Annotated in this window: 25 protein-coding genes; 10 read left to right on the forward strand and 15 right to left on the reverse strand. The window is 71.7% G+C overall.

Features of this window, described 5'->3' with window-relative positions; all coding sequences use genetic code 11:
• Positions 1 to 7: 7 nt before the first annotated feature.
• From rplP to recA, 4 genes are all read left to right on the forward strand, one after another.
• Positions 8 to 421: a 50S ribosomal protein L16 gene (gene rplP / locus LOK46_RS12020; protein ID WP_012319193.1), complete on the forward strand. Its 414-nt coding sequence runs from the start codon at positions 8 to 10 to the stop codon at positions 419 to 421.
• A gap of 12 nt (positions 422 to 433) precedes the next feature.
• Positions 434 to 649 carry a 50S ribosomal protein L29 gene (gene rpmC, locus LOK46_RS12025; protein ID WP_020094255.1) on the forward strand — a complete coding sequence of 72 codons (216 nt, stop codon included), beginning with the start codon at positions 434 to 436 and terminating at the stop codon, positions 647 to 649.
• Positions 650 to 670: 21 nt separating this feature from the next.
• Positions 671 to 934 carry a 30S ribosomal protein S17 gene (rpsQ, locus tag LOK46_RS12030; protein ID WP_273563969.1) on the forward strand — a complete coding sequence of 88 codons (264 nt, stop codon included), beginning with the start codon at positions 671 to 673 and terminating at the stop codon, positions 932 to 934.
• A gap of 501 nt (positions 935 to 1,435) precedes the next feature.
• On the forward strand, positions 1,436 to 2,497 hold the full coding sequence (recA, locus tag LOK46_RS12035) for a recombinase RecA (protein ID WP_373866322.1): 1,062 nt from the start codon (positions 1,436 to 1,438) through the stop codon (positions 2,495 to 2,497).
• Between the two features lie 132 nt (positions 2,498 to 2,629).
• Here recA and LOK46_RS12040 read toward each other — a convergent pair whose 3' ends face one another.
• The 8 genes from LOK46_RS12040 to LOK46_RS12075 form a co-directional block, all read right to left on the reverse strand.
• Positions 2,630 to 5,410, reverse strand: a complete 2,781-nt coding sequence (locus LOK46_RS12040; protein WP_273563970.1) for an ATP-binding protein — start codon at positions 5,408 to 5,410, stop codon at positions 2,630 to 2,632.
• Between the two features lie 195 nt (positions 5,411 to 5,605).
• On the reverse strand, positions 5,606 to 6,673 hold the full coding sequence (flhB, locus tag LOK46_RS12045; protein ID WP_273563971.1) for a flagellar biosynthesis protein FlhB: 1,068 nt from the start codon (positions 6,671 to 6,673) through the stop codon (positions 5,606 to 5,608).
• A gap of 53 nt (positions 6,674 to 6,726) precedes the next feature.
• Positions 6,727 to 7,488, reverse strand: coding sequence for a flagellar biosynthetic protein FliR (gene fliR, locus LOK46_RS12050; RefSeq protein WP_273563972.1), 762 nt, complete (start codon positions 7,486 to 7,488; stop codon positions 6,727 to 6,729).
• A 51-nt stretch (positions 7,489 to 7,539) separates the two neighbouring features.
• On the reverse strand, positions 7,540 to 7,806 hold the full coding sequence (fliQ, locus tag LOK46_RS12055) for a flagellar biosynthesis protein FliQ (protein WP_273563973.1): 267 nt from the start codon (positions 7,804 to 7,806) through the stop codon (positions 7,540 to 7,542).
• A gap of 48 nt (positions 7,807 to 7,854) precedes the next feature.
• Positions 7,855 to 8,169, reverse strand: coding sequence for a flagellar hook-basal body complex protein FliE (gene fliE, locus LOK46_RS12060; protein WP_012319201.1), 315 nt, complete (start codon positions 8,167 to 8,169; stop codon positions 7,855 to 7,857).
• Positions 8,170 to 8,213: 44 nt separating this feature from the next.
• Positions 8,214 to 8,621: a flagellar basal body rod protein FlgC gene (gene flgC / locus LOK46_RS12065; protein ID WP_020094248.1), complete on the reverse strand. Its 408-nt coding sequence runs from the start codon at positions 8,619 to 8,621 to the stop codon at positions 8,214 to 8,216.
• A gap of 65 nt (positions 8,622 to 8,686) precedes the next feature.
• On the reverse strand, positions 8,687 to 9,088 hold the full coding sequence (flgB, locus tag LOK46_RS12070; protein WP_273563974.1) for a flagellar basal body rod protein FlgB: 402 nt from the start codon (positions 9,086 to 9,088) through the stop codon (positions 8,687 to 8,689).
• 90 nt (positions 9,089 to 9,178) lie between these two features.
• Positions 9,179 to 9,613 carry a hypothetical protein gene (locus LOK46_RS12075; protein WP_273563975.1) on the reverse strand — a complete coding sequence of 145 codons (435 nt, stop codon included), beginning with the start codon at positions 9,611 to 9,613 and terminating at the stop codon, positions 9,179 to 9,181.
• A gap of 314 nt (positions 9,614 to 9,927) precedes the next feature.
• Here LOK46_RS12075 and LOK46_RS12080 point away from each other — a divergent pair, with 314 nt between their 5' ends.
• Both LOK46_RS12080 and LOK46_RS12085 read left to right on the forward strand, forming a co-directional pair.
• Positions 9,928 to 11,187: a hypothetical protein gene (locus LOK46_RS12080; protein WP_273563976.1), complete on the forward strand. Its 1,260-nt coding sequence runs from the start codon at positions 9,928 to 9,930 to the stop codon at positions 11,185 to 11,187.
• Positions 11,188 to 11,304: 117 nt separating this feature from the next.
• Positions 11,305 to 11,541 (forward strand): hypothetical protein, encoded by a 237-nt coding sequence (locus LOK46_RS12085; protein WP_273563977.1) that lies wholly within the window; start codon positions 11,305 to 11,307, stop codon positions 11,539 to 11,541.
• A gap of 22 nt (positions 11,542 to 11,563) precedes the next feature.
• On the opposite strand, the gene LOK46_RS12090 is transcribed toward LOK46_RS12085, so the two are convergent.
• Complete coding sequence (locus tag LOK46_RS12090; RefSeq protein ID WP_273563978.1) at positions 11,564 to 12,892, reverse strand: MFS transporter; 1,329 nt, start codon at positions 12,890 to 12,892, stop codon at positions 11,564 to 11,566.
• Positions 12,893 to 13,116: 224 nt separating this feature from the next.
• Between LOK46_RS12090 and dnaN the strand changes: the two genes are divergently transcribed.
• Together dnaN and recF are read left to right on the forward strand one after the other, a co-directional pair.
• Positions 13,117 to 14,238 (forward strand): DNA polymerase III subunit beta, encoded by a 1,122-nt coding sequence (gene dnaN / locus LOK46_RS12095; RefSeq protein WP_012319207.1) that lies wholly within the window; start codon positions 13,117 to 13,119, stop codon positions 14,236 to 14,238.
• A 221-nt stretch (positions 14,239 to 14,459) separates the two neighbouring features.
• Complete coding sequence (gene recF / locus LOK46_RS12100) at positions 14,460 to 15,614, forward strand: DNA replication/repair protein RecF (RefSeq protein ID WP_273563979.1); 1,155 nt, start codon at positions 14,460 to 14,462, stop codon at positions 15,612 to 15,614.
• Between the two features lie 7 nt (positions 15,615 to 15,621).
• Here the strand turns inward: recF and LOK46_RS12105 are convergent, their stop codons facing one another.
• Positions 15,622 to 17,259, reverse strand: coding sequence for a methyl-accepting chemotaxis protein (locus LOK46_RS12105; RefSeq protein ID WP_273563980.1), 1,638 nt, complete (start codon positions 17,257 to 17,259; stop codon positions 15,622 to 15,624).
• Positions 17,260 to 17,717: 458 nt separating this feature from the next.
• Here LOK46_RS12105 and LOK46_RS12110 point away from each other — a divergent pair, with 458 nt between their 5' ends.
• Together LOK46_RS12110 and LOK46_RS12115 are read left to right on the forward strand one after the other, a co-directional pair.
• Positions 17,718 to 18,113, forward strand: coding sequence for a VOC family protein (locus LOK46_RS12110; protein ID WP_273563981.1), 396 nt, complete (start codon positions 17,718 to 17,720; stop codon positions 18,111 to 18,113).
• Between the two features lie 44 nt (positions 18,114 to 18,157).
• Positions 18,158 to 18,745, forward strand: a complete 588-nt coding sequence (locus LOK46_RS12115; RefSeq protein WP_273563982.1) for a histidine phosphatase family protein — start codon at positions 18,158 to 18,160, stop codon at positions 18,743 to 18,745.
• Here LOK46_RS12115 and LOK46_RS12120 read toward each other — a convergent pair whose 3' ends face one another.
• The 5 genes from LOK46_RS12120 to LOK46_RS12140 form a co-directional block, all read right to left on the reverse strand.
• A complete protein-coding gene (locus LOK46_RS12120; RefSeq protein WP_273563983.1) occupies positions 18,746 to 19,462 on the reverse strand; it encodes a hypothetical protein in 717 nt (238 codons plus the stop codon). It abuts the gene before it with no gap.
• 61 nt (positions 19,463 to 19,523) lie between these two features.
• A complete protein-coding gene (locus tag LOK46_RS12125) occupies positions 19,524 to 20,516 on the reverse strand; it encodes a nickel/cobalt transporter (protein ID WP_273563984.1) in 993 nt (330 codons plus the stop codon).
• On the reverse strand, positions 20,507 to 21,181 hold the full coding sequence (locus tag LOK46_RS12130; RefSeq protein ID WP_273563985.1) for a DUF1007 family protein: 675 nt from the start codon (positions 21,179 to 21,181) through the stop codon (positions 20,507 to 20,509). Before LOK46_RS12130 ends, LOK46_RS12125 begins: the two co-directional genes overlap by 10 nt.
• A 96-nt stretch (positions 21,182 to 21,277) precedes the next feature.
• On the reverse strand, positions 21,278 to 22,183 hold the full coding sequence (locus LOK46_RS12135; RefSeq protein ID WP_273563986.1) for an amino acid ABC transporter substrate-binding protein: 906 nt from the start codon (positions 22,181 to 22,183) through the stop codon (positions 21,278 to 21,280).
• A gap of 124 nt (positions 22,184 to 22,307) precedes the next feature.
• Positions 22,308 to 23,588, reverse strand: coding sequence for a dicarboxylate/amino acid:cation symporter (locus tag LOK46_RS12140; RefSeq protein WP_273563987.1), 1,281 nt, complete (start codon positions 23,586 to 23,588; stop codon positions 22,308 to 22,310).
• Positions 23,589 to 23,735: the final 147 nt, after the last annotated feature.

Below are 23,735 nucleotides of genomic sequence, written 5' to 3' on the forward strand. Positions count from 1 at the left end.
GGAAGCCATGCTGCAACCGAAAAAGACCCGCTTCCGCAAGCAGTTCAAGGGCCGCATCCACGGTGCGGCCAAGGGCGGCTTCGAGCTGAACTTCGGCCAGTTCGGCCTGAAGGCGGTGGAGCCCGAGCGCGTCACCGCCCGCCAGATCGAGGCGGCCCGCCGCGCGATCACCCGCGAGATGAAGCGTCAGGGCCGCGTCTGGATCCGGGTTTTCCCGGATGTCCCGGTCTCGTCGAAGCCGACCGAGGTCCGCATGGGCTCCGGTAAGGGTGCCCCGGATTACTGGGCGGCCCGGGTTCATCCCGGCCGGATCATGTTCGAGGTCGACGGCGTTGCCGAGAACATCGCCAAGGAGGCGCTCCGCCTCGGCGCCGCGAAGCTCCCGATCCGCACGCGGGTCGTCCAGCGCATCGCCGACTGAACGGAGGATATCGTGAAGTCGACCCAGAGACTGTCTGATCTGAAGGCGCTGTCGCCGGATCAGCTGAATGACGAGCTGATCAACCTCAAGAAGGAGCAGTTCAACCTGCGCTTCCAGGGGGCCACCGGCCAGCTCGAGAACGTCGCCCGCGTCCGCGAGGTCCGTCGCGACATCGCCCGTGTCCGGACTCTGCAGCGTTCCAAGACGCTGCAGCAGGCCAAGGGCTGAGGCGGGTTTTAGGAGACAACCATGCCGAAGCGCATCTTGCAGGGCACCGTCGTCAGCGACAAGGGTGAGAAGACCATCGTGGTGAAGGTGGAGCGTCGCTTCACACACCCGGTGATGAAGAAGACCGTGCGGCGGTCGAAGAACTACCACGCGCACGACGAGGGCAACGTCGCCAAGGTCGGGCAGACGGTGTTCATCGAGGAGTGCCGCCCGTTCTCGAAGACCAAGACCTGGAAGCTGGTCGAGGGCGAGGTGGCCCATGCCGAGGCCGGCGAGGCCGCCTGATCCCGGGATCCCGGCGGCTGCGGTCTCCGCATCCGCCAGATACCGGCCCGAGGCGTCGCGGATGGTGCCCCTCGGGGTGGCCGTCCCGGGAGCGCCCGGTGACCGGTACGACGATTGCCCGGACGCAATTCGACTCGCGAGAGCCGGATTCGTGCCGGGCTTCGTCGTTTCTGACGTTTGCCTGACTGTCGGCTTCCGACCGGCCGGCCGTCCGGGCTCGTCGTGAGAGGCGCTCGCCGTTTAGCTCACGTCCGATCCGGGCGGTCGTCCCCCCTTCGCACGCGCTCGGGTGGCCGATGAACGGATCGAACGTGGTCGTCGCGGGCATTCGAGTGTCGAGGCGGGATTTCGTGAGCCGCGCGTGGCAAAACGGCGTTCCGGCCTTGTCCGATGAGAACAAAACGGGTACATAGAGGCGGTGGCGACGCGCGTTGTGAACTGCGTCCAACCCCTTCATAAGGAGCCCGCCAGATGGCCCAGCCCGCATTGAAAGTGGTCGACATGCCCCCGGTGGACAAGGACAAGTCCAAGGCGATCGACGCCGCCCTGTCTCAGATCGAGCGCGCCTTCGGCAAGGGCTCGATCATGCGGCTCGGCAAGAGCGACAAGGTCCAGGAGGTCGAGACCGTCTCGACCGGCTCTCTGGGCCTCGACATCGCGCTCGGCGTCGGCGGCCTTCCGCGCGGCCGCGTGATCGAGATCTACGGTCCCGAATCGTCCGGCAAGACGACGCTGGCGCTCCACACCATCGCGGAGGCCCAGAAGAAGGGCGGCGTCTGCGCGTTCGTGGATGCCGAGCACGCCCTCGACCCGGTCTACGCCCGCAAGCTCGGCGTAAACCTCGACGACCTGCTGATCTCGCAGCCCGACACGGGCGAGCAGGCGCTCGAGATCACCGACACGCTGGTGCGCTCCGGCGCCATCGACGTGCTCGTGGTCGACTCGGTGGCCGCGCTGACCCCGCGGGCCGAGATCGAGGGCGAGATGGGCGAGAGCCAGCCCGGCCTCCAGGCCCGCCTGATGAGCCAGGCCCTGCGCAAGCTGACCGGCTCGATCTCGCGCTCGAACTGCATGGTCATCTTCATCAACCAGATCCGGATGAAGATCGGCGTCATGTACGGTAGCCCCGAGACGACCACGGGCGGCAACGCCCTGAAGTTCTACGCCTCGGTGCGCCTCGACATCCGCCGCATCTCGACCCTCAAGGACCGCGACGAGGCGATCGGCAACCAGGTCCGCGTCAAGGTGGTGAAGAACAAGGTCGCGCCGCCCTTCAAGCAGGTTGAGTTCGACATCATGTTCGGCGAGGGCGTGTCGAAGGTCGGCGAGCTGATCGACCTCGGCGTGAAGGCCGGCATCGTCGAGAAGTCCGGCGCCTGGTTCTCGTACAACAGCCAGCGCCTCGGCCAGGGTCGCGAGAACTCGAAGGGCTTCCTGCGCGACAACCCGAAGATCGCGGCCGAGATCGAGGGCTCGATCCGGCAGAACTCCGGTCTGGTCGCCGAGAAGATCCTGGAGAACGCCGCACCGACGGCGGACGATCTCGACGAGGGCGAGGCTTAAGTCGCGCCGCCGCGCACCGGGAGCGGCGCGCGGCGGACCTCTCGACCGACCGAGATCAGCGGCCCCGGAGTCTCTCCGGGGCCGCTTCGCGTTGAGGGGCGGCGGGCGGACGCGCCGCGCCGGCGCGGTCCGTCAATCCGCCATCGTCTTCTTCACGGTCTCGACCAGCTGCTTCAGGCTGAAGGGCTTGGGCAGGAAGTTGAAGGTCTCGCCCTCGGGCAGGTTCTTGCGGAACGCGTCCTCGGCGTATCCGGACACGAAGATCACCTTCAGGTCGGGCTGATGCTTGCGCACCTCCCGCAGGAGTGTCGGGCCGTCCATCTCGGGCATGACCACGTCGGAGACGACGAGGTCGATGGTCTGCGCGCCCTCGCGGACGATCGCCAGGGCCTCGAGGCCCGAGGCCGCCTCCAGCACCGTGTAGCCGCGGGCCGAGAGCGCCCGGCTGTTGACCGCCCGGACCGGGTCCTCGTCCTCGACGAGCAGGATAGTCCCCTGCCCCGTATGGTCGGCGGCGGGCTTGCGCGGCGGCAGCTTGTCGGCCTTGGCGGGCGGCGCCTCGCCCTGCGGCGCGGCGCCGTCGCTGCCCGTCCCCGGCGTGGCGGCCGAAGTGGCGGCCGGTTTGGCGCCGGGCTGCGGGGCGAGCGGCTCCGCGCGCGGCAGGGTCGGCTCGGCGGCCGCGGCCGGTACCTCCTCGGGCTCGGCGACGGGCACGTGACGCGGCAGGTAGATGCGGAAGGCGGTGCCCTCCCCGACCTTCGACTGCACGTCGATGGTGCCGCCGGACTGCTTGACGATGCCGAACACCGTCGAGAGCCCTAGGCCGGTGCCCTTGCCGATCTCCTTGGTGGTGAAGAACGGCTCGAAGATCTTCTCCATCAGCTCGGGCGGGATGCCCTGGCCGGTGTCGCGCACCTCGATCAGGACGTGGTCGCCCGCCGGCGCCCCGCCGCGCCCCTCCGCCCCGGCGGCCGTCCCCGGATCGGAGACGTTCTCGGTGCGGATCATCAGCTTGCCGCCCTCCGGCATGGCGTCGCGGGCGTTGACCGCGAGATTGACGATCACCTGCTCGAACTGGTTGACGTCGGCCTTCACGGGCCAGACCTCGCGGCCGTGCTTCAGCTCCAGGGCGACCCGCTCGCCCAGGAGCCGCTTGAGCAGGAGGGTCAGCTCGGAGAGCGCCTCGCCGACATTCATCACCTCTGGACGCAGCGTCTGCCGCCGGGAGAACGCCAGGAGCTGGCGGACGAGGCCCGCCGCCCGGTTGGCGTTCTGCTTGATCTGCATGATGTCCTGGAAAGCCGGGTCGGTCGGCCGGTGGCTCGCGAGCAGCAGGTCCGAGTAGCCGATGATCGCCTGCAGGACGTTGTTGAAGTCGTGCGCGATGCCGCCGGCGAGCTGGCCGACCGCGTTCATCTTCTGGGCCTGCGCGACCTGCTGCTCCAGCTGGCGCTGCGCCGTCGTGTCGAGGGCGTAGAGGATCACCCGCTCGGCCTCGTCGGTCTGCTGGCCGGGATCGCCGCCGTCGGCCGGGCTGAGCCAGACCCGGGCCGAGCGGCCGCCGGGCCCGTTCAGCTGGACCTCGATCGGCTCCGGATCGGTCCGCCCGCTCGCGGCGCGGGCGAGACCGGCTTCCAGGGCGGTCCGGTCGGCCACCGAGTCGGCGACGTTGGGCTCGACCCGCGGCACGCCCTCCCCGTCCAGGGCGCCGTCGTCCGCCTGCCGCGGAACCGTGCCGAACAGGCGCGTGAACGACGCGTTGGCGCGGGCGATCCGGCCGGCGCTGTCGAGGGTCGCGATGGCGATCGGCGAGTTGTTGAGGAAGCGGGCGAGCCGCACCTCGGCGGCGCGCTGCGGCTCGTCGGTCTCGGCCCCGGCGGAACGGTTGATCACGAAGGTCCGCGACGAGCCGGGCTTGCCGTCCTTGCCGAAGGCGACCCGGTGGTAGAGGCGGACCGGCAGGGTGTGGCCGTTGCGGCGGCGCAGGTCGAGGTCGAAGCGGTCGGTCCGGACCTCGCCCGGCAGGCCGGCGGTGCGCACCAGGACGTCCGCTTCCGGGGCGATCTCGGTGAGGTGCGGGCCGCCGGGGCCGACGCTGGCGAGATCGTAGCCGAGCCAGGCCGCGAGGGTCGCGTTCATGTAGACGATGGCGCCGGCCGGATCGATCGACAGGAAGCCCGCCGGAGCGTGGTCGAGGTAGTCGATAGCGTGCTGGAGTTCCTGGAAGACGTTCTCCTGCCGCTCGCGCTCGGCGGTGATGTCGGCCACCGTCCAGAGGGAGGCCGCCCGGCGCGGGCGCGCGAGGGGCCGCACCGAGACCCGGTACCAGCCGAAGCCGCGCTCGCCGGCCGTGGGTCCGAGGGGCGGCGACATCCGCACCTCCTCGGTGTGAGCGCGGGCGTCGCGCGAGGCCTGCGACAGGCGGTAGACCGCCTCGGAGACCTCCGGGGAGCCGACGAGGATGCGCTCCACCGGCACGAGGTTCGAGAAGGTGTCGCCGCTGGCGATCCGCAGGTAGGCCTCGTTGGCGTAGATCAGCCGGCCGCCGTCCTCCACCACCAGCTTGCCGTCCGGCGACGCGTCGACGATGCCCTTGGTGATGTCGTCCCGGGCTGCGCTGCCGCTGAGCTGGAGCGCCCCGATGGCGAGGGCGAACAGGAAGAACACGCCCGCCATGGCCAGCAGGGCGAGCAGCCAGACGATCAGCGACTGGGCCTGCTCGTTGGCCACGAAGGACAGGCCGATCGCCGCGCCGACCAGCAGGCCGGCGAGCACGAGGAGCAGGCCGACCCGGCCCGGCTGCTCCGAGCGGTCGATCGAGCCCGTTCCCAGCAGGGAGGAGGCCTGCGCGACCGGGGGACCCGAATTCTGCGGGCCCGCGGCGGGCGCCGGAGGTCCAGTGACGTCGGCCATCGGCTTCATTCCAGAACAGTCACCCGGTGAGTCCGCCGGCCATATCAGGACATGCGGGGCGCGGCATCAGTCTCGTCGCGCCAAGCCTTGACACAGCCTCGCGAAAAAAGGTGGAGGAAGCGTGGCTTTCGCCCGCCCGGACGTTCGGCAAAACAGCTCGGCGAAGTGGCGCGGCGCGGGGATCGGGGGCGGGGCTTACGCCGCCCGTCTCCGCAGGCGCAGCACGAACCCGATGACCTCCGCCACAGCCCGGTAATGCTCGGCCGGGATCTCCCGGTCGATCTCCACGGTGGCGTGGAGCGCCCGTGCGAGCGGCGGGTTCTCGATCACCGCGACACCGTGCTCGGCCGCCACCGCGCGGATGCGCAGGGCGAGCGCGTCGACGCCCTTGGCGACGCAGACCGGCGCCGCCATGCCGGTCTCGTAGCGCAGCGCCACCGCGTAGTGGGTCGGGTTCGTCACCACGACGGTCGCGGTCGGGACCGCGGCCATCATGCGCTTCTTCACCCGGGCCATCCGGAGCTGCTTCAGGCGTCCCTTGACCTCGGGGTTGCCCTCCGACTCCTTCATCTCCTGCTTGAGCTCCTCCTTCGACATCCGGTGGCGCTTGCGCCAGCGGAACCGCGCGTAGAGCGCGTCGCCGAGGGTGATCGCGAGGTGCATGCACAGCATGCCGGCGAGCAGCTTGAGGCTGAGGGACAGGATCGCCGGCATGGAGGCGGCCGGGTCCAGGCGGGCGAACACCTCCAGCCGGTCGCGGTCGTTCCACAGCATCACGGCGCCGACCACGCCCACGGCGGCGATCTTCGCCAGCCCCTTGCCGAACTGGAACAGGGCCTCGACGCCGAGGAGCCGCTTCACGCCCGCCATCGGCGAGAGGCGCGAGAATTTCGGCATCAGCGACTCGGCGGAGAAGACCAGCGGGTGCTGCAGGAGCCCCGCGGCCAGCCCGGCCACGACGGCCAGCCCCACCGGCACCGCCACGGCCTGGAGCCACAGCCACAGGCCGCGCGTCATGGCGGCCTTCATGGCCGTGGCGTCGTCCGGCAGGGCGTGGGCGTTGGCGAGGTAGGCCTTGAGTCCGTGCAGGAGGTTCGTGGCGATGGTCGGGGCCGCGAGCAGCAGGGCCAGGGTGAACGCGCCCAGCATCGCGAAAGTGTTGATCTCGGTGCTGGTCGCGACGTCGCCGCGCTCGATGGCCTGATCGAGCCGTCGCTGGGACGGCTCCTCGGTCTTGTCCTCGTCGTCGGTATCGTCGGCCATCTCGCGTCGCGCTCAGAGCGGGGACATCATCGGGTCACGGGCGGTCCGGCCGCTCAGCGGCCGACGTAATCCCCGAGATACCGGCCCAGATCGTCCAGGAAGACGCCCATCATGACGCCGAGGCAGCCCATCAGCAGCAGCATGCCGATCAGCACCGAGGCCGGGACCGCCAGGAAGAACACCTGCATCTGGGGCATCAGCCGCGACAGCACGCCGAGCCCCAGGTTGAACAGGATCCCGAAGGCGATGAACGGGCCGGAGATCTGCACCGCCAGGGTGAAGCCCCGGGCGAGCGCCTTCGTGGCCAGCATCAGCGCGTCCGAGAAGGCCGGCACGCCGTCGGGGGGCAGCACCACGTAGCTGCGGGCCACGCCCTCGATGGCGAGATGGTGCAGGTCCGCGGCGAAGATCAGCGTGATCCCGAGCAGCGACAGGAAGTTGCCGATCGCCACCTGCTGGCCGCCCTGGCTCGGATCCACCGTCATGGCGTAGGACAGCCCGACCTGCGCCGAGATGATCACCCCGGCGGTCTGAAGGGCGGCGAGGATCATCCGCACCGTCAGGCCGAGCACCAGCCCGATGATCGTCTCGCCGAACAGGAGCCCGATCAGCCGCGGGCCGGCGACGCCCTCCGTGCCGCCGAGCAGCGGGCGCACGGTCGGGAACAGCACCAGGGTCGTGAGCAGCGCGAAGGCGAGGCGCAGGCGCGGCGACACCGACTGCTCGCCGATCCCCGGCATCAGCATGATCAGCGTGCCGATGCGCGCGAAGGTGATCAGGTAGGCCGAGGCGATGCCGGGCAGGAGCAGGTTCATCGCGGCCCCTATGGCACGCGCGGGCCGCGCCTGTCCCGACCGGCGCGCGCATCAGCCGCCGGCCGCGATGCGGGCGGCGATGCGGGTCATGTAGCCGGCCATGGCGTCGCCCATGAAGGGCAGCATCAGCAGGAGCGCGGCGAACACCGCCACGACCTTGGGCACGTAGATCAGCGTCTGCTCCTGGATCTGCGTCAGGGCCTGGACCAGGGACACGGCGAGGCCGACCGCCAGGGCGACCAGCATCAGGGGGCCGGCCACCTTGAGGAACACGAAGATGCCGTCGCGGGCGACGTCGAGGATGGCGAGGCCGGTCATGGGGATGCGATCTGTGCGGGGAGAGCGGGCGGGGAAACGGGCGGCCGGTCAGATCTGCATCCGCATGATCTCCTCGTAGGCGGAGATCATGCGGTCGCGCACCGCCACCATGGTCTGCAGGGCGGTCTCGCTCTCGGCCACCGCGGTGACCACGTCCACGACGTTGGCCTTGCCGGCGGCGGCCGAGACCGCCTGGGAATCGGCCCGACGGCCGGCATCGCCGACGCTGTCCAGGGTCTGCCCGAGCATCTGCATGAAGTCGGTGCCGGTGCCGGTCGTCGGCTGCACCCGGGGCGCGGGCCGGCCGCCGGCGAGGCCCTGGACGGCCGCGTAGGCACCCGCCGCGAAGTTGCTCGAAGCCATCGCCATGCGTCCTTTCTATGCGGTCCTGCCGCGGGCCCCGGGGCTCACTTCAGGATGCCGAGGGTCTGCGCCAGCATCTTGCGGGTGGCGCTGATCATGTTGAGGTTCGCCTCGTAGGAGCGCTGGGCCTCGCGCAGGTCCATGTTCTCGATCAGCGCGTTGACGTTGGGCATCTGCACCACGCCCTGGGCGTCGGCCGCGGGGTTGCCCGGCTCGTACTTGGTCCGGAAGGCCGACGGATCGCGCCTGACGCGCCCCGCCTCGACGAGCTTGGCACCGGTCTCGTCGTCGAGGTGGCTTGTGAAGGTCGGGATCTTGCGCCGGTAGGGCTGCGCACCGGCCGAGGCCGGCGCGGAGTCGGCGTTGGCGATGTTCTCGGCGATGATGCGCATCCGGCCCGACTGGGCCTTGAGGCCCGCGGCCGCCACCGCCAGCGACTTCGTGAATTCCATGGCTCAGGACCCTCCCGCCGCCGCGATCCCGCGGCCGTCAGCGCTCGACCGTCGTCCGGCGCGCATCAGCTCTTGCCGATCGCGATCTTCAGGGTGGTCAGGCTGTGCTGGTACAGCGAGGCGGCGAGCTGGTAGTCCGACTGGTTCTCGCCGGCCTTCATCATCTCGTCCTCGAGGTTGACGCCGTTGCCGCTGGGGCGGATCTCGAAGCCCTTCGCGCGCTTGGGATCGGCCCCGACCGTCTGACCGGTCGGCGCCATGTGGCCCGCGCTGGTGAGCGTCAGGCTGGACCCGGTGGTGGCGAGGGCGCCGGTCGCCCGGTCGAAGCGCGGCTCCACGAGGTCGCGGGGCTTGAACCCCGGCATGTCGGCATTGGCGACGTTCTCGGCGATCACGCCCTGGCGCGCCTGCGCCCATTGCATCCGCGTGCGCAGCATGCTCAGCACGGGCAGATCGGTGAGGGCCATGGTCGCCTCCGGGATGGCGTGGCCGCGCCGGGACGAGCGGGCTCGGCAAAATCTGCCGCCTGCATGGTTAACGGCGCGTTAAGCCCCGCCTCAGGGATCGCCGATGCCGGGTCGCGCCGGGGGCTGGAGCTCCTCGGTGCAGCGGGCGAAGAAGCACCCCGGCACGCTGCCGTCGACCGGCGGCGCGGCGTGGCCGAAGGGCTGGGACTCGCCGTGGGGCTCGACCGGCGCGTCGAGATGCGCCGCGACCGCGACGTCCCGGCCGTAGTCGCAGAGCGGCGTGTAGGCGATGTCGCACACCGCCCGGACGGGCCGGCCGCAATCGTTGAACACCTGGAAGACGTACCAGCGCGCGTTCCCGGCGCGCGCGGTCCCGCGCCGGTGCTGGAGGCAGCGCGACGGCGCCCCGTCCGGCCCTGCGCTCCGCTCGTAGGGACTCCAGGTCGGGGGCTGCGGCGGTGCCGCCGCGGCCTGGACGCCGGCGGACAGGAGGACGAGGGTGGAGAGCGTGAGGGGGCGCGTCATCGCGGGAGCCTGCGGCAACCCGCGGGCGCGGGTCGGACCGGCGGCTACTGGGCGCCCGACGTGTCCGGGATGTCTCCGCCGGCCGGACGCCGATCCCGGGCGGCTGCCGAGGGGCCGCCGGCTGGCGGTTCGGCCGGGCCGGCGCGCAGTCCCGACCTATTGTCCTGCGGGCGCTCAATTAAAAGGTCTGTTAACGAACTCTTAACGTCGTTTGCCTTGCCGCCCCTCCGGCGTGGTATGGATCAAGTCCCTGCCGGCGCGCACCCGCGGCGGTCGGAACGTGCGAGTGCGTAATCTTGCGATGGCTGCAATCCGTGTTCGGCTCTGACGGCTCCCCCATCGTCCAGTATATCGTGATCTTCGCCGTCATCTTCACGGCGCTCGCGGCGATCGTGTTCACGGTGCGCCGGCTCACCGGCCGGAGCCTCGCCCTGCCGGGGCGTTCCGGAAGCCGCGGCCGCCAGCCGCGGCTGGGGATCGTCGACGTATACGAGCTCGATCGGGCGCGGCAGCTGATTCTGCTGCGCCGGGACAATGTCGAGCACCTGCTCCTGGTGGGCGGCCCCAACGACGTGGTGGTCGAGCGCAACATCCAGCGCGGCCAGCGGCCCCTGCCGGAGGCGGCGATCCGGCCGGACCTGGCGCCCGAGCCGCTGGACGAGCCGCTCCCGGACCCGCTCGTCCAGGGCGGCCGCCTGCCCGAGCCGCCCCGCGTTCTCCCGGAATCCGGTGGGCGGCGCGCGGAGCCGCTGTTCGACCCGGGCTTCGCGATGCCGGTGGTGGTGCCGTCGCCGGTGCCGCGCTCGGCCTCCGCCCCACCCGTGACGCTGCCCCTCGATCCCGGCCTGTTCGGCGGCGACGAGCCCGGTCAGGACGTCTCCGCGCCGCTGAGTGCCGCGCCGCCGCCCGCGCCCCAGGCCCCGCCCGCGCCTGCGGTGCCGCCGCCGGCGGTGGAGCTGCCCGCGCCCCCGCCGCGCGAGCCGGTCGCGCCGCGGCGGATCCTGAGCCGGACCGCGCCGCCGCTGATCGAGCCGCGGCCGAACCCAGCCTCCGAGCGCAAGCCCGAGCCGGCACCAGCTGAGCCGACACCGGTCGAGCCAGAGCCCGCCCGCCAGGCCCCGAGCCTCGCGGTGCCGTCCGAGCGCAAGTCGGTCGATCCGGTCGTCCTGTCCGACATGGCCCGGCAGCTCCAGGCCGCCCTGTCGCGCTCGTCCTCGGCCGTGACGCCGCCGCCGCAGGCCGCACCCGCCCCGTCGGTGCCCGAGGGCGTCGATCCGCTGGCGGCCGCGATGGCGAGCGTCCCGGTCGAACCGGCCCCGGCCCCGGCCGACGAGCCGGAAGCCCCGCCGCCCCCGCCCCCGCCCCCGCCGCCGGCCATACCCCTGCCGCCGCCGGCGATGCCGAAGGCCGACTCCGTCCCGCCTCCGCCAGCCCCGCCTGCCCCGCCGCCGCCAGCCGCACCGCCGGCCGTGCCGCCGCCGGACGCGAAGGGATCCGGCAACGCGTTCTCGGTGGAGGAGATCGAGGCCGAGTTCGCCCGCCTGCTCGGTCGCCCGCTCGACAAGCGAAGCTGAGGGGCCCGGTCGCCCGCTGCCGAGCGGGCGCGTCGGGACCGCGTCCCCGATCGCGAGAAGCGCGATTTACCGATGATTAACCGTCTTCCGGGACGTTTCGTCCCGGAGGATTTGGCAATGCTCGCGCTGGATGCTGGAACGGCTCACCGGAGCCGCGCTTACAGGACCTTCAGGCTCGACCGGGCCGGTCGCGTCTGCGCGGCCGAGATCCTGTCGGCCGAGGACGACACGCAGGCGCGCCGCCGCGCCCGCGCGATGGTCGGGCGCGACGCGATCGAGCTGTGGGAGCGGACCCGCTTCCTCGGGCGCTTCGAGCCCGCCGGCACGGCGGGCCCGGAGCGCGCCGCCCGCTGAGGGAGGCGCGCGGAAAGTCCCGTCAGCGGCCGGCGGTCTCCGGCATGGCCAGCACGGCGAGGAAGCTGAGGATCGCGGCCCCCGCTAGGTAGAACCCGACGAAGCCGATGCCGCCGTAGGCCGCGAGCTGCTGCGCGATGTAGGGCGCGCCCGAGGCTCCCAGGATCCCCGCGAGATTGTAGGTGACCGAGGCGCCCGTGTAGCGCACCCGCGTCGGGAACAGCTCGGGCAGGACGGCGCCCATCGGCCCGAACACCCAGCCCATCGTCAGAAGGCTGAGGCAGAGGAAGCCCAGGACCGGCGGCCAGGTGCCGGTGCCGGCGGCGTGGCCCAGCATCGGTCCCATGAGGAAGCCCAGCAGGAACGTCACGGCCATGCCGGAGAGCAGCACCGGTCGGCGGCCGAAGCGGTCGGCCGCCGCCCCCGACACGACGGTGCCGAGCGCCATGAAGCAGACCGCGATGCACTCGAACAGCAGGAAGGTCGGCCGGCTGTAGCCGAGCGTGCCGGTGCCGTAGCCCAGGGCGAAGACGGTGGAGAGGTAGAACACCGCGTAGACCGCCACCATCGCGAAGGTGCCGACCAGGACGGCGTGGCCGTGCTGGGTCAGCGTGGTGGCGAACGGCACGCGCTCCGGCCGCGCCTGGCTGAGCGCCGCCTTGAAGGCCGGCGTCTCGGTGAGCTTCAGGCGCACGTAGAGCCCGACGCCGACGAGCGCCGCCGAGGCCAGGAACGGCAGGCGCCAGCCCCAGGCCTGGAAGCTTTCCGGGGTCAGGCCGAAGCTGAGGGCGAGGAAGCCGAGATTGGCCAGGATGAAGCCGACCGGCGCCCCGAGCTGCGGGAAGATGCCGTACCACGCGCGCCGGCCCGGCGGCGCGTTCTCGACCGCCAGCAGTGCCGCGCCGCCCCACTCGCCGCCGAACCCGATCCCCTGCCCGCAGCGCAGGATGCACAGCGCCGCCGGCGCCCACCATCCGACCGACGCGTAGGTCGGCAGGCAGCCGATCAGCACCGTGGAGATGCCCATGATCAGCAGGGACGCCACCAGCGTCGCCTTGCGTCCGACCCGGTCGCCGAAATGCCCGAACAGGGCCGCGCCGACGGGCCGCGCGATGAACGCGATGGCGAAGGTCGCGAAGGCGCTGAGCTGCTGCACGCCGGGCGCGCCGGCCGGGAAGAAGACCGGGCCGATCACCAGGGCGGTGGCGGTGGCGTAGATGTAGAAGTCGAAGAACTCGATCGCTGTCCCGACGAAGCTCGCGGCGAGGATCCGCCGAGCGCTCGGGGGGGCGCTCGGGGCGGCCTGCGAGGGGTCTGCGGTGGTGCCCGCGGTGTCGATGGTCTGCAACATGATCGGGTTGGGGAGGCGGGATCCGGGTCGGTCGCGGCGCTTTCGCACGGGCCGCCGCGGGCCGATACCCCGCTCCGGACATGGGCATCCGACCTGGACGCGGAGGTCGCTGTGCGGTGCACCGACGGCGGCCTTGCGTTCCCCTTCCCCCTTCGCCAAGCTGAACGGCCATATTCCGCGACGGTCGCCGGCCGCGGCGGCGTCCCTACCACTTGAGTATTGCGATGAGAGTCACTGTCGAGCGCGCGGCCCTGCTCAGGTCGCTCGGCCACGTGCACCGGGTCGTCGAGCGCCGCAACACGATCCCGATCCTGTCGAACGTGCTCCTGCGCGCGGAGGGATCGGGACTCCAGCTGCGGGCGACGGATCTCGACATCGAGGTGACCGAGAGCGTGCCGGCCGACGTGGCGGATGCGGGCGCCACCACCGTGCCGGCGCACGTGATCTACGACATCGTGCGCAAGCTCCCCGACGGCGCGCAGGTCTCCCTGGAGACCGGCGGCGAGTCCGGCCAGATGACGATCCGGTCCGGCCGCTCGCGCTTCGCCCTGGGCGCCCTGCCGGAGGGCGACTTCCCGGACCTCGCCGCCGGCGAGATGCCGCACGGGTTCGAGATCGCCGCCGCCGACCTGAAGCGGCTGATCGAGAAGACCCAGTTCGCGATCTCCACCGAGGAGACCCGCTACTACCTCAACGGCATCTACCTGCACACGCTGGAGACCGAGAACGGTCCGGCGATGCGGGCGGTGGCCACGGACGGCCACCGGCTCGCCCGCGTCGAGATCCCGGCCCCGCAGGGCAGCGTCGGCATGCCGGGCGTGATCGTGCCCCGCAAGGCCGTCGCCGAGATCCAGAAGCTCCTCGACGACGGCGGCGAGACCGTCGCGGTCGACCTGTCGCCCGCCAAGATCCGCCTGCGCTTCGCCGGCGGCCTGACGCTGATCTCCAAGCTGATCGACGGCACCTTCCCGGATTACCAGCGGGTGATCCCGGCCAATAACGACAAGCGGCTGACCGTCGAGCGCGACGCCTTCGCGAAGGCCGTGGACCGGGTCTCGACGATCTCGTCGGAGCGCGGGCGCGCGGTGAAGCTCGGGCTGGCCGAGGGGCGCCTCGCGCTCTCGGTGAACAACCCGGATTCGGGCAGCGCCACCGAGGAGCTCGACGTCGACTACGAGGCGGCCGGCCTCGATATCGGCTTCAACGCTCGCTACCTGCTCGACATCACCGCGCAGCTCGAGGGCGACACCGCCCTGTTCAAGCTCGCGGATCCCGGCTCGCCGACCCTGATCCAGGATCGCGAGGGCGCGCCGGCGCTGTACGTGCTGATGCCGATGCGGGTGTGAGGCCGCCGCGCGGATCCCGCTCCCGCCCTCGTCCCGAGGTGCCGGAGTGAAGCGGGGGGTCGCGCGGGAGGTCCCGGGACGGCGATGTGGTTTCTGGAGCCCGCCCGCGCGGCCCGCTGACGCGGGGACCGCGGGATGAGGTGGTTGGTTGGGATGTCAGACAGCAAGGGACGGTTGAGCGCGGCGCGTCTCGGCCGCTCGGTTCACCCCTCGGGTCATCGATGAGCGACGTCCTCGATCCGCGGGTCGAGCCCGACGGGTCGGGTCTGCGCGTCACGCGCCTGATCGCCCGCGATTTCCGCAACCACGCGGACCTCGAACTGACGCCCGGGGCCCGCTTCGTCGCGCTGGTCGGGGAGAACGGCGCGGGCAAGACCAACCTGCTGGAGGCGCTCTCGCTGTTCGTGCCGGGCCGGGGCCTGCGCCGGGCGGAATTCGCCGCCATGGCGCGCAACGGCGGCCCGGGGGGATTCGCGGTCTCGCTCACCCTCGACCGCGAGGGCGCCGAGCACCGGCTCGGCACCGGCTTGGAGCCCCCGGGGCCCGACGGGCGGACGAGCCGGCTCTGCCGGATCGACGGCGCCACTGCGGCCTCGCCGGTGGCGTTCAGCGAGTTCCTGCGGGTGGTCTGGCTGACCCCCGACCTCGACGGGCTGTTCCGCGGCGCGGCCGGCGACCGGCGGCGGTTCCTCGACCGGCTCGTGCTGGCGGTCGACGCCGCCCACGGCGCCCGGGTCTCCGCGATGGAGCGGGCCCTGCGCTCGCGCAACCGCCTGCTGGAGGAGCGGCCCGACGACGACCGCTGGCTCGACGCGGTGGAGCGGGAGGTCGCCGAGCTGGGCGTCGCCGTGGCGCTCGCCCGGCGCGAGACCGCCGAGCGCCTCGATCGGCTGATCGCCGAGACCCGGGACGACGCGCAGCCCTTCCCCTGGGCGGCCATCCGCCTCGAGGGCGACCTCGACGATCTGGTGGCGGTCTGGCCGGCCATCGAGGCCGAGGACCGCTACCGGATGGCGCTCCGCAACGGCCGCAACCGGGACCGGGCCGCCGGCCGCACCCTGATCGGGCCGCAGAGCAGCGACCTCGTGGTCCGCCACGGCCCCAAGGACGTCCCCGCCGGCACGGCGTCCACGGGGGAGCAGAAGGCGCTGCTGATCGGGCTCGTCCTCGCCCACGCGCGGCTGGTGCGCGCCATGAGCGGCATCGCCCCGCTGATCCTCCTCGACGAGGTGGCGGCCCACCTGGATCCCCGCCGCCGGGCCGGCCTGTTCGAGGCCCTGGAGGCGCTCCCGGGGCAGGTCTGGATGACCGGCGCCGACCCGGACGCCTTCGCGCAGGCCGGCACCCGGACGGAGGTGCTGCGGATCGGGGGCTGACCCGGCCTCAGGCGGCCCGGACCGTCCCGAGGAAGCGCGAGACTTCGGTCCCCAGAGACTCGGACTGGCGCGACAGCGCGCCGGCCGCGCCCAGCACCTGGGCGGCCGCCGCGCCGGTCTCCTCGGAGGCCTTGGCCACGCCCGTGATGTTGCTGGTGACCTGGTCGGTCCCGGCGGCCGCCTGGGAGACGTTGCGGACGATCTCGTGCGTGGCCGCGCCCTGCTGCTCCACCGCCGCCGCGATGGTCGTCGCGACCGCGTCGATCTCGCGGATGCGCGCGGCGATCATGTCGATGGCGGCGACGGCCTGCCCGGTCACGTCCTGGATCTGCCCGATCTGCTGGCTGATCTCCTCGGTGGCCCGTGCGGTCTGCCCGGCGAGTTCCTTGACCTCGGCGGCGACCACCGCGAAGCCGCGCCCGGCATCGCCGGCGCGGGCCGCCTCGATCGTGGCGTTCAGCGCCAGCAGGTTGGTCTGCCCGGCGATGGTCGAGATCATCCCGACCATGTCGCCGATGCGGGTGGCCGCCTGGCTCAGGGCCTGCACGAGGTGCTGGGTCTCGTCCGCCTCACCGACCGCCGTCTGCGCGAGGGTGGCCGAGCCGAGGACCTGCCGGCCGATCTCCTGCACCGACGTGCCCAGCTCCTCGGCGGCTGCCGCCACGGTCTGAACGTTGGCGGAGGCCTGCTCGGCGGCCGCCGCGACCGTGGTCGACTGGCTCGCCGTCTCGGTGGCGCTCGACGTCATCGCCTGGGCGGTGGCCTGCAGCTCGGTGGCCGAGGACGAGACCAGCCCGATGATGCCGCCGACCGCCCGCTCGAACCCGTCGGCGAGATCCAGCATAGTGCGCCGCCGCTCGGCGAGGGCCGCCGCGTCGGCGATGCGCCGGACCTCGGCCTCCTCGGCGGCCTTCCGGGCGACCATCGTCTTGATCCCCTCCACCGCCCGGCCGACCGCGCCGATCTCGTCCCGCCGCGCCGCACCCGCGATGTCGGCCTCGACCTCGCCCTGCGCCATGCGCTGCAGAACCTTGACCAGCCGGCCGAGGGGGCGCGTGATCCCGACGGTGGTGATGAACACCGCCGCGAGCAGACCCGCCAGCATCCCGAGGGCGCCGACGGCGATCAGGGTCCGCCGGGTGTGGTTGGTCTGGTCGGTGAGTTCGTCCGACCCCTTCCGCATGTAGGCGGCGATGTCCTCGGCGATCCTGTTGCCCTCCTCGAGCAGGCCGGAGAAGGTCGGATCGATCGCCGCGTGGACCAGCGCGATGGCTTGCTCGTTCTGATTGGCGGTGCCGAGCCGGCAGACCTCGCTCACGTCGCGGAGATAGCGCTCGATCCGCGCCGTCTGCTCGTCGATGCGCCCCGCGAAGGTCGGTGCGTGCGACCGGAGGACCGGGAGCAGCGCCTGCACCTGGGGCCGGACGGCCTCGAAGCCCGCGTTGGCGTCCCGCATCTGGCGCTGATCGGTCTCCGCGATGATCCGGTAGACCCAGTAGTTCAGCTCGATCACCAGGCGATTCAGCCGGCGGGCATCGGCGACGGCCGCCGCCTCGTTGACGATGAACTGGCTGTATCCGTCGTCGATCGTCGTCATCCGCGCCTGCGCGTACCAGATGCACCCGCCGACGATCGCGCTGATCATGGCGATGACGGCGGCAATTTTCGGAAGAAGATTGATATTTGATAGCCGCAACACGGTCTTATTGCCCCTGAACGGAAACGATGGCTGTCCGTCTGATCTGTCGTCATTCAGACTGATCCTCTGGCGTAAAAATGATCCTAATGGATTGGTGGAGTCAAGCCATGTAATATCTACCTGACGCGTTCGAGTTGTTTTATATGCTGGACAATCGCCGATTATAAGTATTATCTGAACCGAATTGAGCCGAATATTTTTTCTAGAACGCTTAAAAGAACGAATGGAAATCTTCGCCCGTTATTACGGGATCACGGTTGTCTCGAGGCGGTTCCTCGGTCCCGGCCCGCGCGCCTGTACCGTGCGCGACGCCGGTGCCGCGCCCGGCGGACTTTCCGCGGCCGCGCCCGGCGCCACATAGGGGACCTTGCACGCCGGTCGCGTGCCCACGGAATCCCGAGCGCATGTCCAAGCCCGTCCACGCCATGATCCGCGTCCTCGAGGAGGAGCGCGCGCGCGACTACTACGCCCGGGCCTTCGGCCTCGAGGTCTCCGACCGGTTCGACTTCCCGGACTTCACCCTCGTCTACATGCGGGACCCGGCCTCGCCGTTCGAGCTGGAGCTCACGGTGAACAAGGGCCGCGACAGGCCCTACGATCTCGGCGACGGCTACGGGCACATCGCCTTCGTGGTCGACGACGTGGAGGCCGAGCACGCCCGGCACCGGCGCGAGGGCTTCGCGGCCACCGACGTCAAGACCCTCAAGCACGGGGACGACGTGCTCGCGCGGTTCTTCTTCGCCACCGACCCGGACGGCTACAAGATCGAGGTCATCCAGCGCGGCGGCCGCTTCGCGTGACCTTCCCGGCGCGCCCCTCCCATCCCGACACGTTTCCGAGATCCATGCCGGACAAGACCCGCATCGTCTGCATCCGCCACGGTCAGTCGACCTTCAACGCCGCGCACAAGCTCGGGCGCGGCGATCCCGGCCTGCTCGACGCGCGCCTGACCGAACTCGGTCAGTCCCAGGCGCGGGCCGCGCGGGAGCGGCTCCGGCCGGTCCCCTTCGACCTCGTGGTGGTCTCGCCCCTGACCCGCGCCATCGAGACCGCCGCGATCCTGTTCGGCGAGCATCCGAGCCGGCCGCGGGTGCTCGTCGAGGTGCTGCACCGCGAGTGCCAGGAGAGCAGCTGCGATGTCGGCCGGGCCGCCTCGGAGATCGCCGCGGAATTCCCCCACCTCGATGTCGGGCACTTGCCCGAGGTCTGGTGGCACGCGGAGCCGGGCTGCGAGGTCGGCGGCTACCCGGTGGAGCCGCGCCCCCTGTTCGACGCCCGGGTCGCGGCGTTCCGCGACTGGCTGCGGGCCAGGCCGGAGACCACCATCGCGGTGGTCGGCCACGGGACATTCTTCTACCACCTCACCGGCACGTTCCTGGAGAATTGCGGCACCATCGACTTCGATCTCGACGCCGCGCCTGCGGCGGCCTGATCAGGCCGGCACCCGGGCGCGCGCCGCGTCCAGGCGCTGCCGGGCGCCGGCGACGGCGATCTCGGGCGCCTGCCGGCCGATGGCGAGGACGTCCGCGAGGATCGCGCAGGCCTCGGTCCAGGTCCCGGCCACGAAGGGCGCCGCGCCCTCGGCCACCTCGGCGGCGCAGCGCGCGTCCTCGCCGGCGCGTTCCGCCGCCGTCGCGGTGCGGGACACCGCCGCGGTCAGCGCGCCTTCCCGCCAGCGCCGCGCCTGGGCCGCCGCCTGCGCGCGCGCTCCGCCCCGCCACGCGGCCGCGTGGGCCGCCGCCAGGGCCGCGGGCCAGTCCGGCGCGCCGGAGCAGGCTTCCGCGTCCTCGACCATCCCGGCGACCGCGCAGAGCGGCGCCAGGATGCGGCGGACGCTCTCCAGCGCCAGCTGCCGGGTGCGGGCGACCTCGATCTCCGGGGTGTCGGCGCTGCCCGACAGGCGCAGGACGAAGGCCATCAGCTGGGGCCGCGCCTCGTCCGGCATGGCGTCGTTGAGCCCGAGGGCGTAGGCGGCGGCAGGCCGCGAGAAGCAGGGCGGGCAGTCGGCGCTGGAGCGGATCGCCCGGTAGGGCAGCCCCGCGGCGACGATCGCCGCCTCGTTGATGCAGGTCCCGCCGTCGGGGCCGGGGAAGGGATGCGATCCGGCGAGCAGGCGCCAGTTCAGGATCGTCGCGAAGTCGGGATGCATCGGCGCGCTCTCCGTCTCGGTCGCGCAGCGTGGCACGCCGCGCCCCGGAAGGCGAGGCCCTTCAGCCGCCGAGGCCCGGCGCGAGGCCGGAGAGCATCGCGGTGCCCAGGACCAGCACGAAGGCGGCGGCGACGAGTTCGAGGCCGCCGAGCGCCAGGAGCCCGGCCTGACCTCTCCCGCCGGCGAGGCGCAGCGCCGTCCGCTTGGCGAAGACCGCGAGGCAGGCCAGCGCGGTCGTGGTCACCGCCGTGCCGAGGGCCATCGCCAGGACCGCCAGCACGCCCGCGCCGGGCACGCCCTGCGAGACCGCGAAGACCAGGACCAGCACCGCCCCCGCGCAGGGGCGCGTGCCCGCCGCCAGCACCACCCCGGCCCGCTCGCGCCACGTGTCGAGGGTGTCGAGCGCCTGCGGTCCCGGCAGGTGGCTGCAGCCCGGGCCGCAGCCCGCGCCGAGATGGGCGAGGCGACCGGCCTTGCGCCACGTCAGGACCAGCCCGACCAGGGCGACGAGGGCGAAGCTCACGGTCTCGATCAGGGTACCGGCCCGGGTGATGCTCGCCGCCGTGGCGTTGAGGACCAGCGTGCCGAGGCCGACGATCGCTCCGGCCACGCAGGCCTGGAGCAGCGCGGCGCAGACGCTCAGCGCGGCGCCGCGCCGGAGCGCCCGCTCCCCCGCCAGGATGTAGCCGGCGATCACCGCCTTGCCGTGGCCCGGGCCGGCGGCGTGGAACACGCCGTACGCGAAGGCGAGGCCGATCAGCGGGGTCCAGCTGCCGCCGCCCCGCAGCGCGCTCACCGCGGCGTTGAGGCTGCGCGAGAAGCTCGCCTGCAGCGCCAGGATGACGCCGCCGAGCCCCGTGGCGGCCGGCGCGGCCTCCCGGAAGCCGATGCCGAAGGGCGAGCGCGGCGGCGGCGCGGCGAGGCCGGGCGCGACGAGCCACGCGATCGCGGCCGCCAGCAGCGCGGCCAGCCCGATGGCCAGGGCCATGAGGCCGAGCCGCAGGCCCAGCCGCCCCGCCCCCGCGGGGGCGGCGATCCCGATGCCTACGGACATGCCACGAGAACCCGGCTGGCGAACTGCACCCCGTAGGTCGAGGCGGCGGTGAGCGCCTCGAAGAAGGCCTCGGTCATGCCCGGCGATCCGGCATCGGCCGTCTTCGGCTGCTCGGTCTTCGGCCGGGTGACCGTGGCGGCGCAGCCCTGGGGCGCCCCCGCGAGGGTCGCGGCGTCGGCGCCCTCGGCGAACGAGAAGGCGACGAAGTAGGTCGGGTCGTAGACCTCGAGCGCGGCGACCCCCCGCCCCTGCTGGACCGGCGTCTTCAGGGGCAGCAGGAAGGTCATGACCAGCGCCCGGTCGTCCATGTGCGCCGCCGGCTCCTTCGGATCGCCGAAGGCCTGCTCCTTGCCGCCGACCTTCAGCTTCGTGAAGTAGCCGAACTCGGCGAGGTTGGCGGTGTTCTCGGCGGCGAGCCCGGCGAGCTCCTCCGGGCTGAGCTTGCCGTCCTTGTCGGTGTCGAGGCCCTGCGTGACGAAGGAAGTGTACTCGGGGTCGAAGCTCCACGTGTCGCGGACGCCGACGAGCTTGCCGTCAGCGTAGACGAGCTGGGCCTTGGCGGTCACCCAGACGTGCGGGTGGGCAGAGGCCGCCGAGGCGGCGCAGCCGAGGGCGGCGGCCAGCACCAGGGCGAGCGGTTTCGGGCAGGGCGCGGCGATCGGCATGGGCGGAGGCACGCTCGCGGAGGGAGGCGGTCAGGCCGGGTCTTCCTCGCGTGCCGGTTGGGCGAAAGCGAGGCGCCGGCCGATCCCCCGTGCCGCTCACTCGCCGCCGTCGAGGCCCATCAGCTGGAAGCTCACCCGCAGGTCGTTCGACATCGGGATGTCGAGGCGCTCGCCGTTGGGCAGGCGCTTGAGGAACCAGCGCTCGTAGGTCCAGCGCAGCGCCCGGGACTCGGCGAGCCGCGTGAAGGTCTGCTGCACGAGGCCGGCGAGTTCCGGGTCGTCCTTGCGGAACATGATGCCGTAGGGCTCGTAGGAGAGCTTGTCGGGCAGCACCGTGTAGTCCGCCCCGTCCTTCGCGTCCGTGGCGATCAGCCCGTAGAGCAGAACGTCGTCGGTGGCGAAGGCCTCGGCCTTGCCGGCCTTCACCATCGCGTAGGAGGCGGCGTGGTCGGGAGCCGTCACCACCTGCGCGTCGATCTTCAGCCGGGCGAGCTGGTCGCGCACGGCCTTCTCGTTGGTGGTGCCCGCGGTGACCACGACGGTCTTGCCACCGAGATCCCGGTACGAGGCGATGCCCGCTCCGCGCTTCACCAGCAGCTGCGTCGCGCTGATGTAGTCCACCGGCGAGAAGGCGACCTGCTTGCGGCGCTCGGCATTGGCGGTGGTCGAGCCGCACTCGAGGTCGATCTTGCCCGAGGTCACCGCCTCGATGCGCGTCTCGGCGGTGACCGGTGCGTAGCGGATCCTCACCGGCCGGCCGATCGCCGCCTGGACGTCGTCGGCGATCTCGCCGCAGAGGTCGATGGCGTAGCCGATCGGTCGGGGGCTCCCGTCCGACTGCTTGCCCTCCACGAAGGAGAAGGGCACCGAGCTCTCCCGGTAGCCGAGGACGATTTCCCCGCGCTCGGCGACGCTCCTGAGCGTCCCGGTGAGCACCTCGACGGCGGAGGCGGGCGTCGCCGCCAGCGCCAGCGCCAGAACCGCGACGAGCCGCATCGTCATCACTCCGCCTCCGAAGGGCACCGCACAAGTCACACCGCGATTCCGGGCGCCCGTGAGAGCGCTCATGAGAGCGGCCGTCCTGCGCCCGCCATTCCGGCGCGCGCAGATTCTTCCGGACCGGCCCCTACTCCGCGGGCGAGGCCACCGTGCCGACATGGTCGAGGCGCTGGTCGGTGGTGCTGAGCTGGCCCTCCCACTTGGCGACCGCCACGGTGGCGACGCTGTTGCCCAGCACGTTGGTGGCCGAGCGGCCCATGTCGAGAAACTGGTCGATCCCGATGATCAGCAGCAGCCCGGCCTCCGGGATGTTGAAATGCGACAGCGTCGCCGAGATCACCACCAGCGAGGCGCGCGGCACGCCGGCCATGCCCTTCGAGGTCACCATCAGCAGGAGCAGCATCGTGAGCTGCTGGCCCCAGCTCAGCGGGATGTTGTAGGCCTGCGCGATGAACATCACCGCGAAGGTGCAGTACATCATCGAGCCGTCGAGGTTGAACGAGTAGCCCATCGGCAGCACGAACGAGGTGATCCGGTTCGGGACCCCGAACTTCTCCAGGTTCGAGAGCATCTTGGGGTAGGCGGCCTCGCTCGACGCCGTCGAGAAGGCCAGCACGAAGGGCTCCTTGATCAGGTTGAACAGACGCATGATGCCGCCGCCGCCGAGCAGCAGGAAACCGACGCCCATGAGCAGCGTCCAGAGCACGCCGAGGCTGATGTAGAACTCCACGAGGAACTTGCCGTAGGTCACGAGCACGCCGATGCCCTGCGTGGTGATCGTCGCCGCGATGGCGGCGAACACCGCCACGGGGGCGAACATCATCACGTAGCCCGTCACCTTGAGCATGACGTCGGCGATGCCCTCGATGCCCTGCGCGAGCAGGCGGCCCTTCTCGCCGAGGGCGGCGAGGCCCACGCCGAAGAAGATCGAGAAGACCACGATCTGCAGGATCTCGTTGTTGGCCATCGCCTCGACGGCGCTCTTCGGCACGAGGTGCGTGACGAACTCCTTGAGCGAGAGCGAGGCCGCCTTGAGCCCGGTGCCGGCGCCGGCATCGGGCAGCGGCAGGTTCAGGTTGTGGCCGGGCTGCATCAGGTTGACCATGATGAGGCCGAGCATCAGAGAGCAGAACGAGGCGCCGACGAACCAGAGCAGCGCCTTGCCGCCGACCCGGCCGACGGAGGCGGTATCCCCGAGATGGGCGATGCCGACGACCAGCGTGGAGAAGACCAGCGGCGCGATGATCATCTTGATCAGGCGGAGGAACACGTCGGAGACCAGCGCGATGTAGCCGGCGATCTCCTTGGCGGTCTGCGGGTCGGGCCAGGTGATGCTGCAGGCGTAGCCCACGGCGATGCCGAGGAGCATGCCGACGAAGATCATCGTCGTGAGTCGCGACCCTGCCATCGGTACTGCTCCTCGCCTAGCCCGGGATGATCGAGCATTTCAATTCGTTAACGTGTCGCAGGAACTGCGCCACACGCAAGCCCGGCCGGGGGGTGTTACTGGCGTGGTCGACTGTTTTCACGCGACGCTTGGGCGGCGATGAAACCT

Origin of the sequence: Methylobacterium sp. NMS14P, assembly GCF_028583545.1 — a bacterium.
In the GTDB taxonomy this organism is placed as follows: Bacteria; Pseudomonadota; Alphaproteobacteria; order Rhizobiales; family Beijerinckiaceae; genus Methylobacterium.

What these genes read in the sequence shown, in the direction of transcription:
- rplP (WP_012319193.1), top strand. Translation starts at nt 8, where the DNA reads ATGCTGCAACCGAAAAAGACCCGCTTCCGCAAGCAGTTCAAGGGCCGC.
- rpsQ (WP_273563969.1), top strand. Translation starts at nt 671, where the DNA reads ATGCCGAAGCGCATCTTGCAGGGCACCGTCGTCAGCGACAAGGGTGAG.
- recA (WP_373866322.1), top strand. Translation starts at nt 1,436, where the DNA reads ATGCCCCCGGTGGACAAGGACAAGTCCAAGGCGATCGACGCCGCCCTG.
- LOK46_RS12040 (WP_273563970.1), bottom strand. Translation starts at nt 5,410, where the DNA reads ATGGCCGACGTCACTGGACCTCCGGCGCCCGCCGCGGGCCCGCAGAAT.
- flhB (WP_273563971.1), bottom strand. Translation starts at nt 6,673, where the DNA reads ATGGCCGACGATACCGACGACGAGGACAAGACCGAGGAGCCGTCCCAG.
- fliR (WP_273563972.1), bottom strand. Translation starts at nt 7,488, where the DNA reads ATGAACCTGCTCCTGCCCGGCATCGCCTCGGCCTACCTGATCACCTTC.
- fliQ (WP_273563973.1), bottom strand. Translation starts at nt 7,806, where the DNA reads ATGACCGGCCTCGCCATCCTCGACGTCGCCCGCGACGGCATCTTCGTG.
- fliE (WP_012319201.1), bottom strand. Translation starts at nt 8,169, where the DNA reads ATGGCTTCGAGCAACTTCGCGGCGGGTGCCTACGCGGCCGTCCAGGGC.
- flgC (WP_020094248.1), bottom strand. Translation starts at nt 8,621, where the DNA reads ATGGAATTCACGAAGTCGCTGGCGGTGGCGGCCGCGGGCCTCAAGGCC.
- flgB (WP_273563974.1), bottom strand. Translation starts at nt 9,088, where the DNA reads ATGGCCCTCACCGATCTGCCCGTGCTGAGCATGCTGCGCACGCGGATG.
- LOK46_RS12075 (WP_273563975.1), bottom strand. Translation starts at nt 9,613, where the DNA reads ATGACGCGCCCCCTCACGCTCTCCACCCTCGTCCTCCTGTCCGCCGGC.
- LOK46_RS12085 (WP_273563977.1), top strand. Translation starts at nt 11,305, where the DNA reads ATGCTCGCGCTGGATGCTGGAACGGCTCACCGGAGCCGCGCTTACAGG.
- LOK46_RS12090 (WP_273563978.1), bottom strand. Translation starts at nt 12,892, where the DNA reads ATGTTGCAGACCATCGACACCGCGGGCACCACCGCAGACCCCTCGCAG.
- dnaN (WP_012319207.1), top strand. Translation starts at nt 13,117, where the DNA reads ATGAGAGTCACTGTCGAGCGCGCGGCCCTGCTCAGGTCGCTCGGCCAC.
- recF (WP_273563979.1), top strand. Translation starts at nt 14,460, where the DNA reads ATGAGCGACGTCCTCGATCCGCGGGTCGAGCCCGACGGGTCGGGTCTG.
- LOK46_RS12105 (WP_273563980.1), bottom strand. Translation starts at nt 17,259, where the DNA reads ATGATCAGCGCGATCGTCGGCGGGTGCATCTGGTACGCGCAGGCGCGG.
- LOK46_RS12110 (WP_273563981.1), top strand. Translation starts at nt 17,718, where the DNA reads ATGTCCAAGCCCGTCCACGCCATGATCCGCGTCCTCGAGGAGGAGCGC.
- LOK46_RS12115 (WP_273563982.1), top strand. Translation starts at nt 18,158, where the DNA reads ATGCCGGACAAGACCCGCATCGTCTGCATCCGCCACGGTCAGTCGACC.
- LOK46_RS12120 (WP_273563983.1), bottom strand. Translation starts at nt 19,462, where the DNA reads ATGCATCCCGACTTCGCGACGATCCTGAACTGGCGCCTGCTCGCCGGA.
- LOK46_RS12125 (WP_273563984.1), bottom strand. Translation starts at nt 20,516, where the DNA reads ATGTCCGTAGGCATCGGGATCGCCGCCCCCGCGGGGGCGGGGCGGCTG.
- LOK46_RS12130 (WP_273563985.1), bottom strand. Translation starts at nt 21,181, where the DNA reads ATGCCGATCGCCGCGCCCTGCCCGAAACCGCTCGCCCTGGTGCTGGCC.
- LOK46_RS12135 (WP_273563986.1), bottom strand. Translation starts at nt 22,183, where the DNA reads ATGACGATGCGGCTCGTCGCGGTTCTGGCGCTGGCGCTGGCGGCGACG.
- LOK46_RS12140 (WP_273563987.1), bottom strand. Translation starts at nt 23,588, where the DNA reads ATGGCAGGGTCGCGACTCACGACGATGATCTTCGTCGGCATGCTCCTC.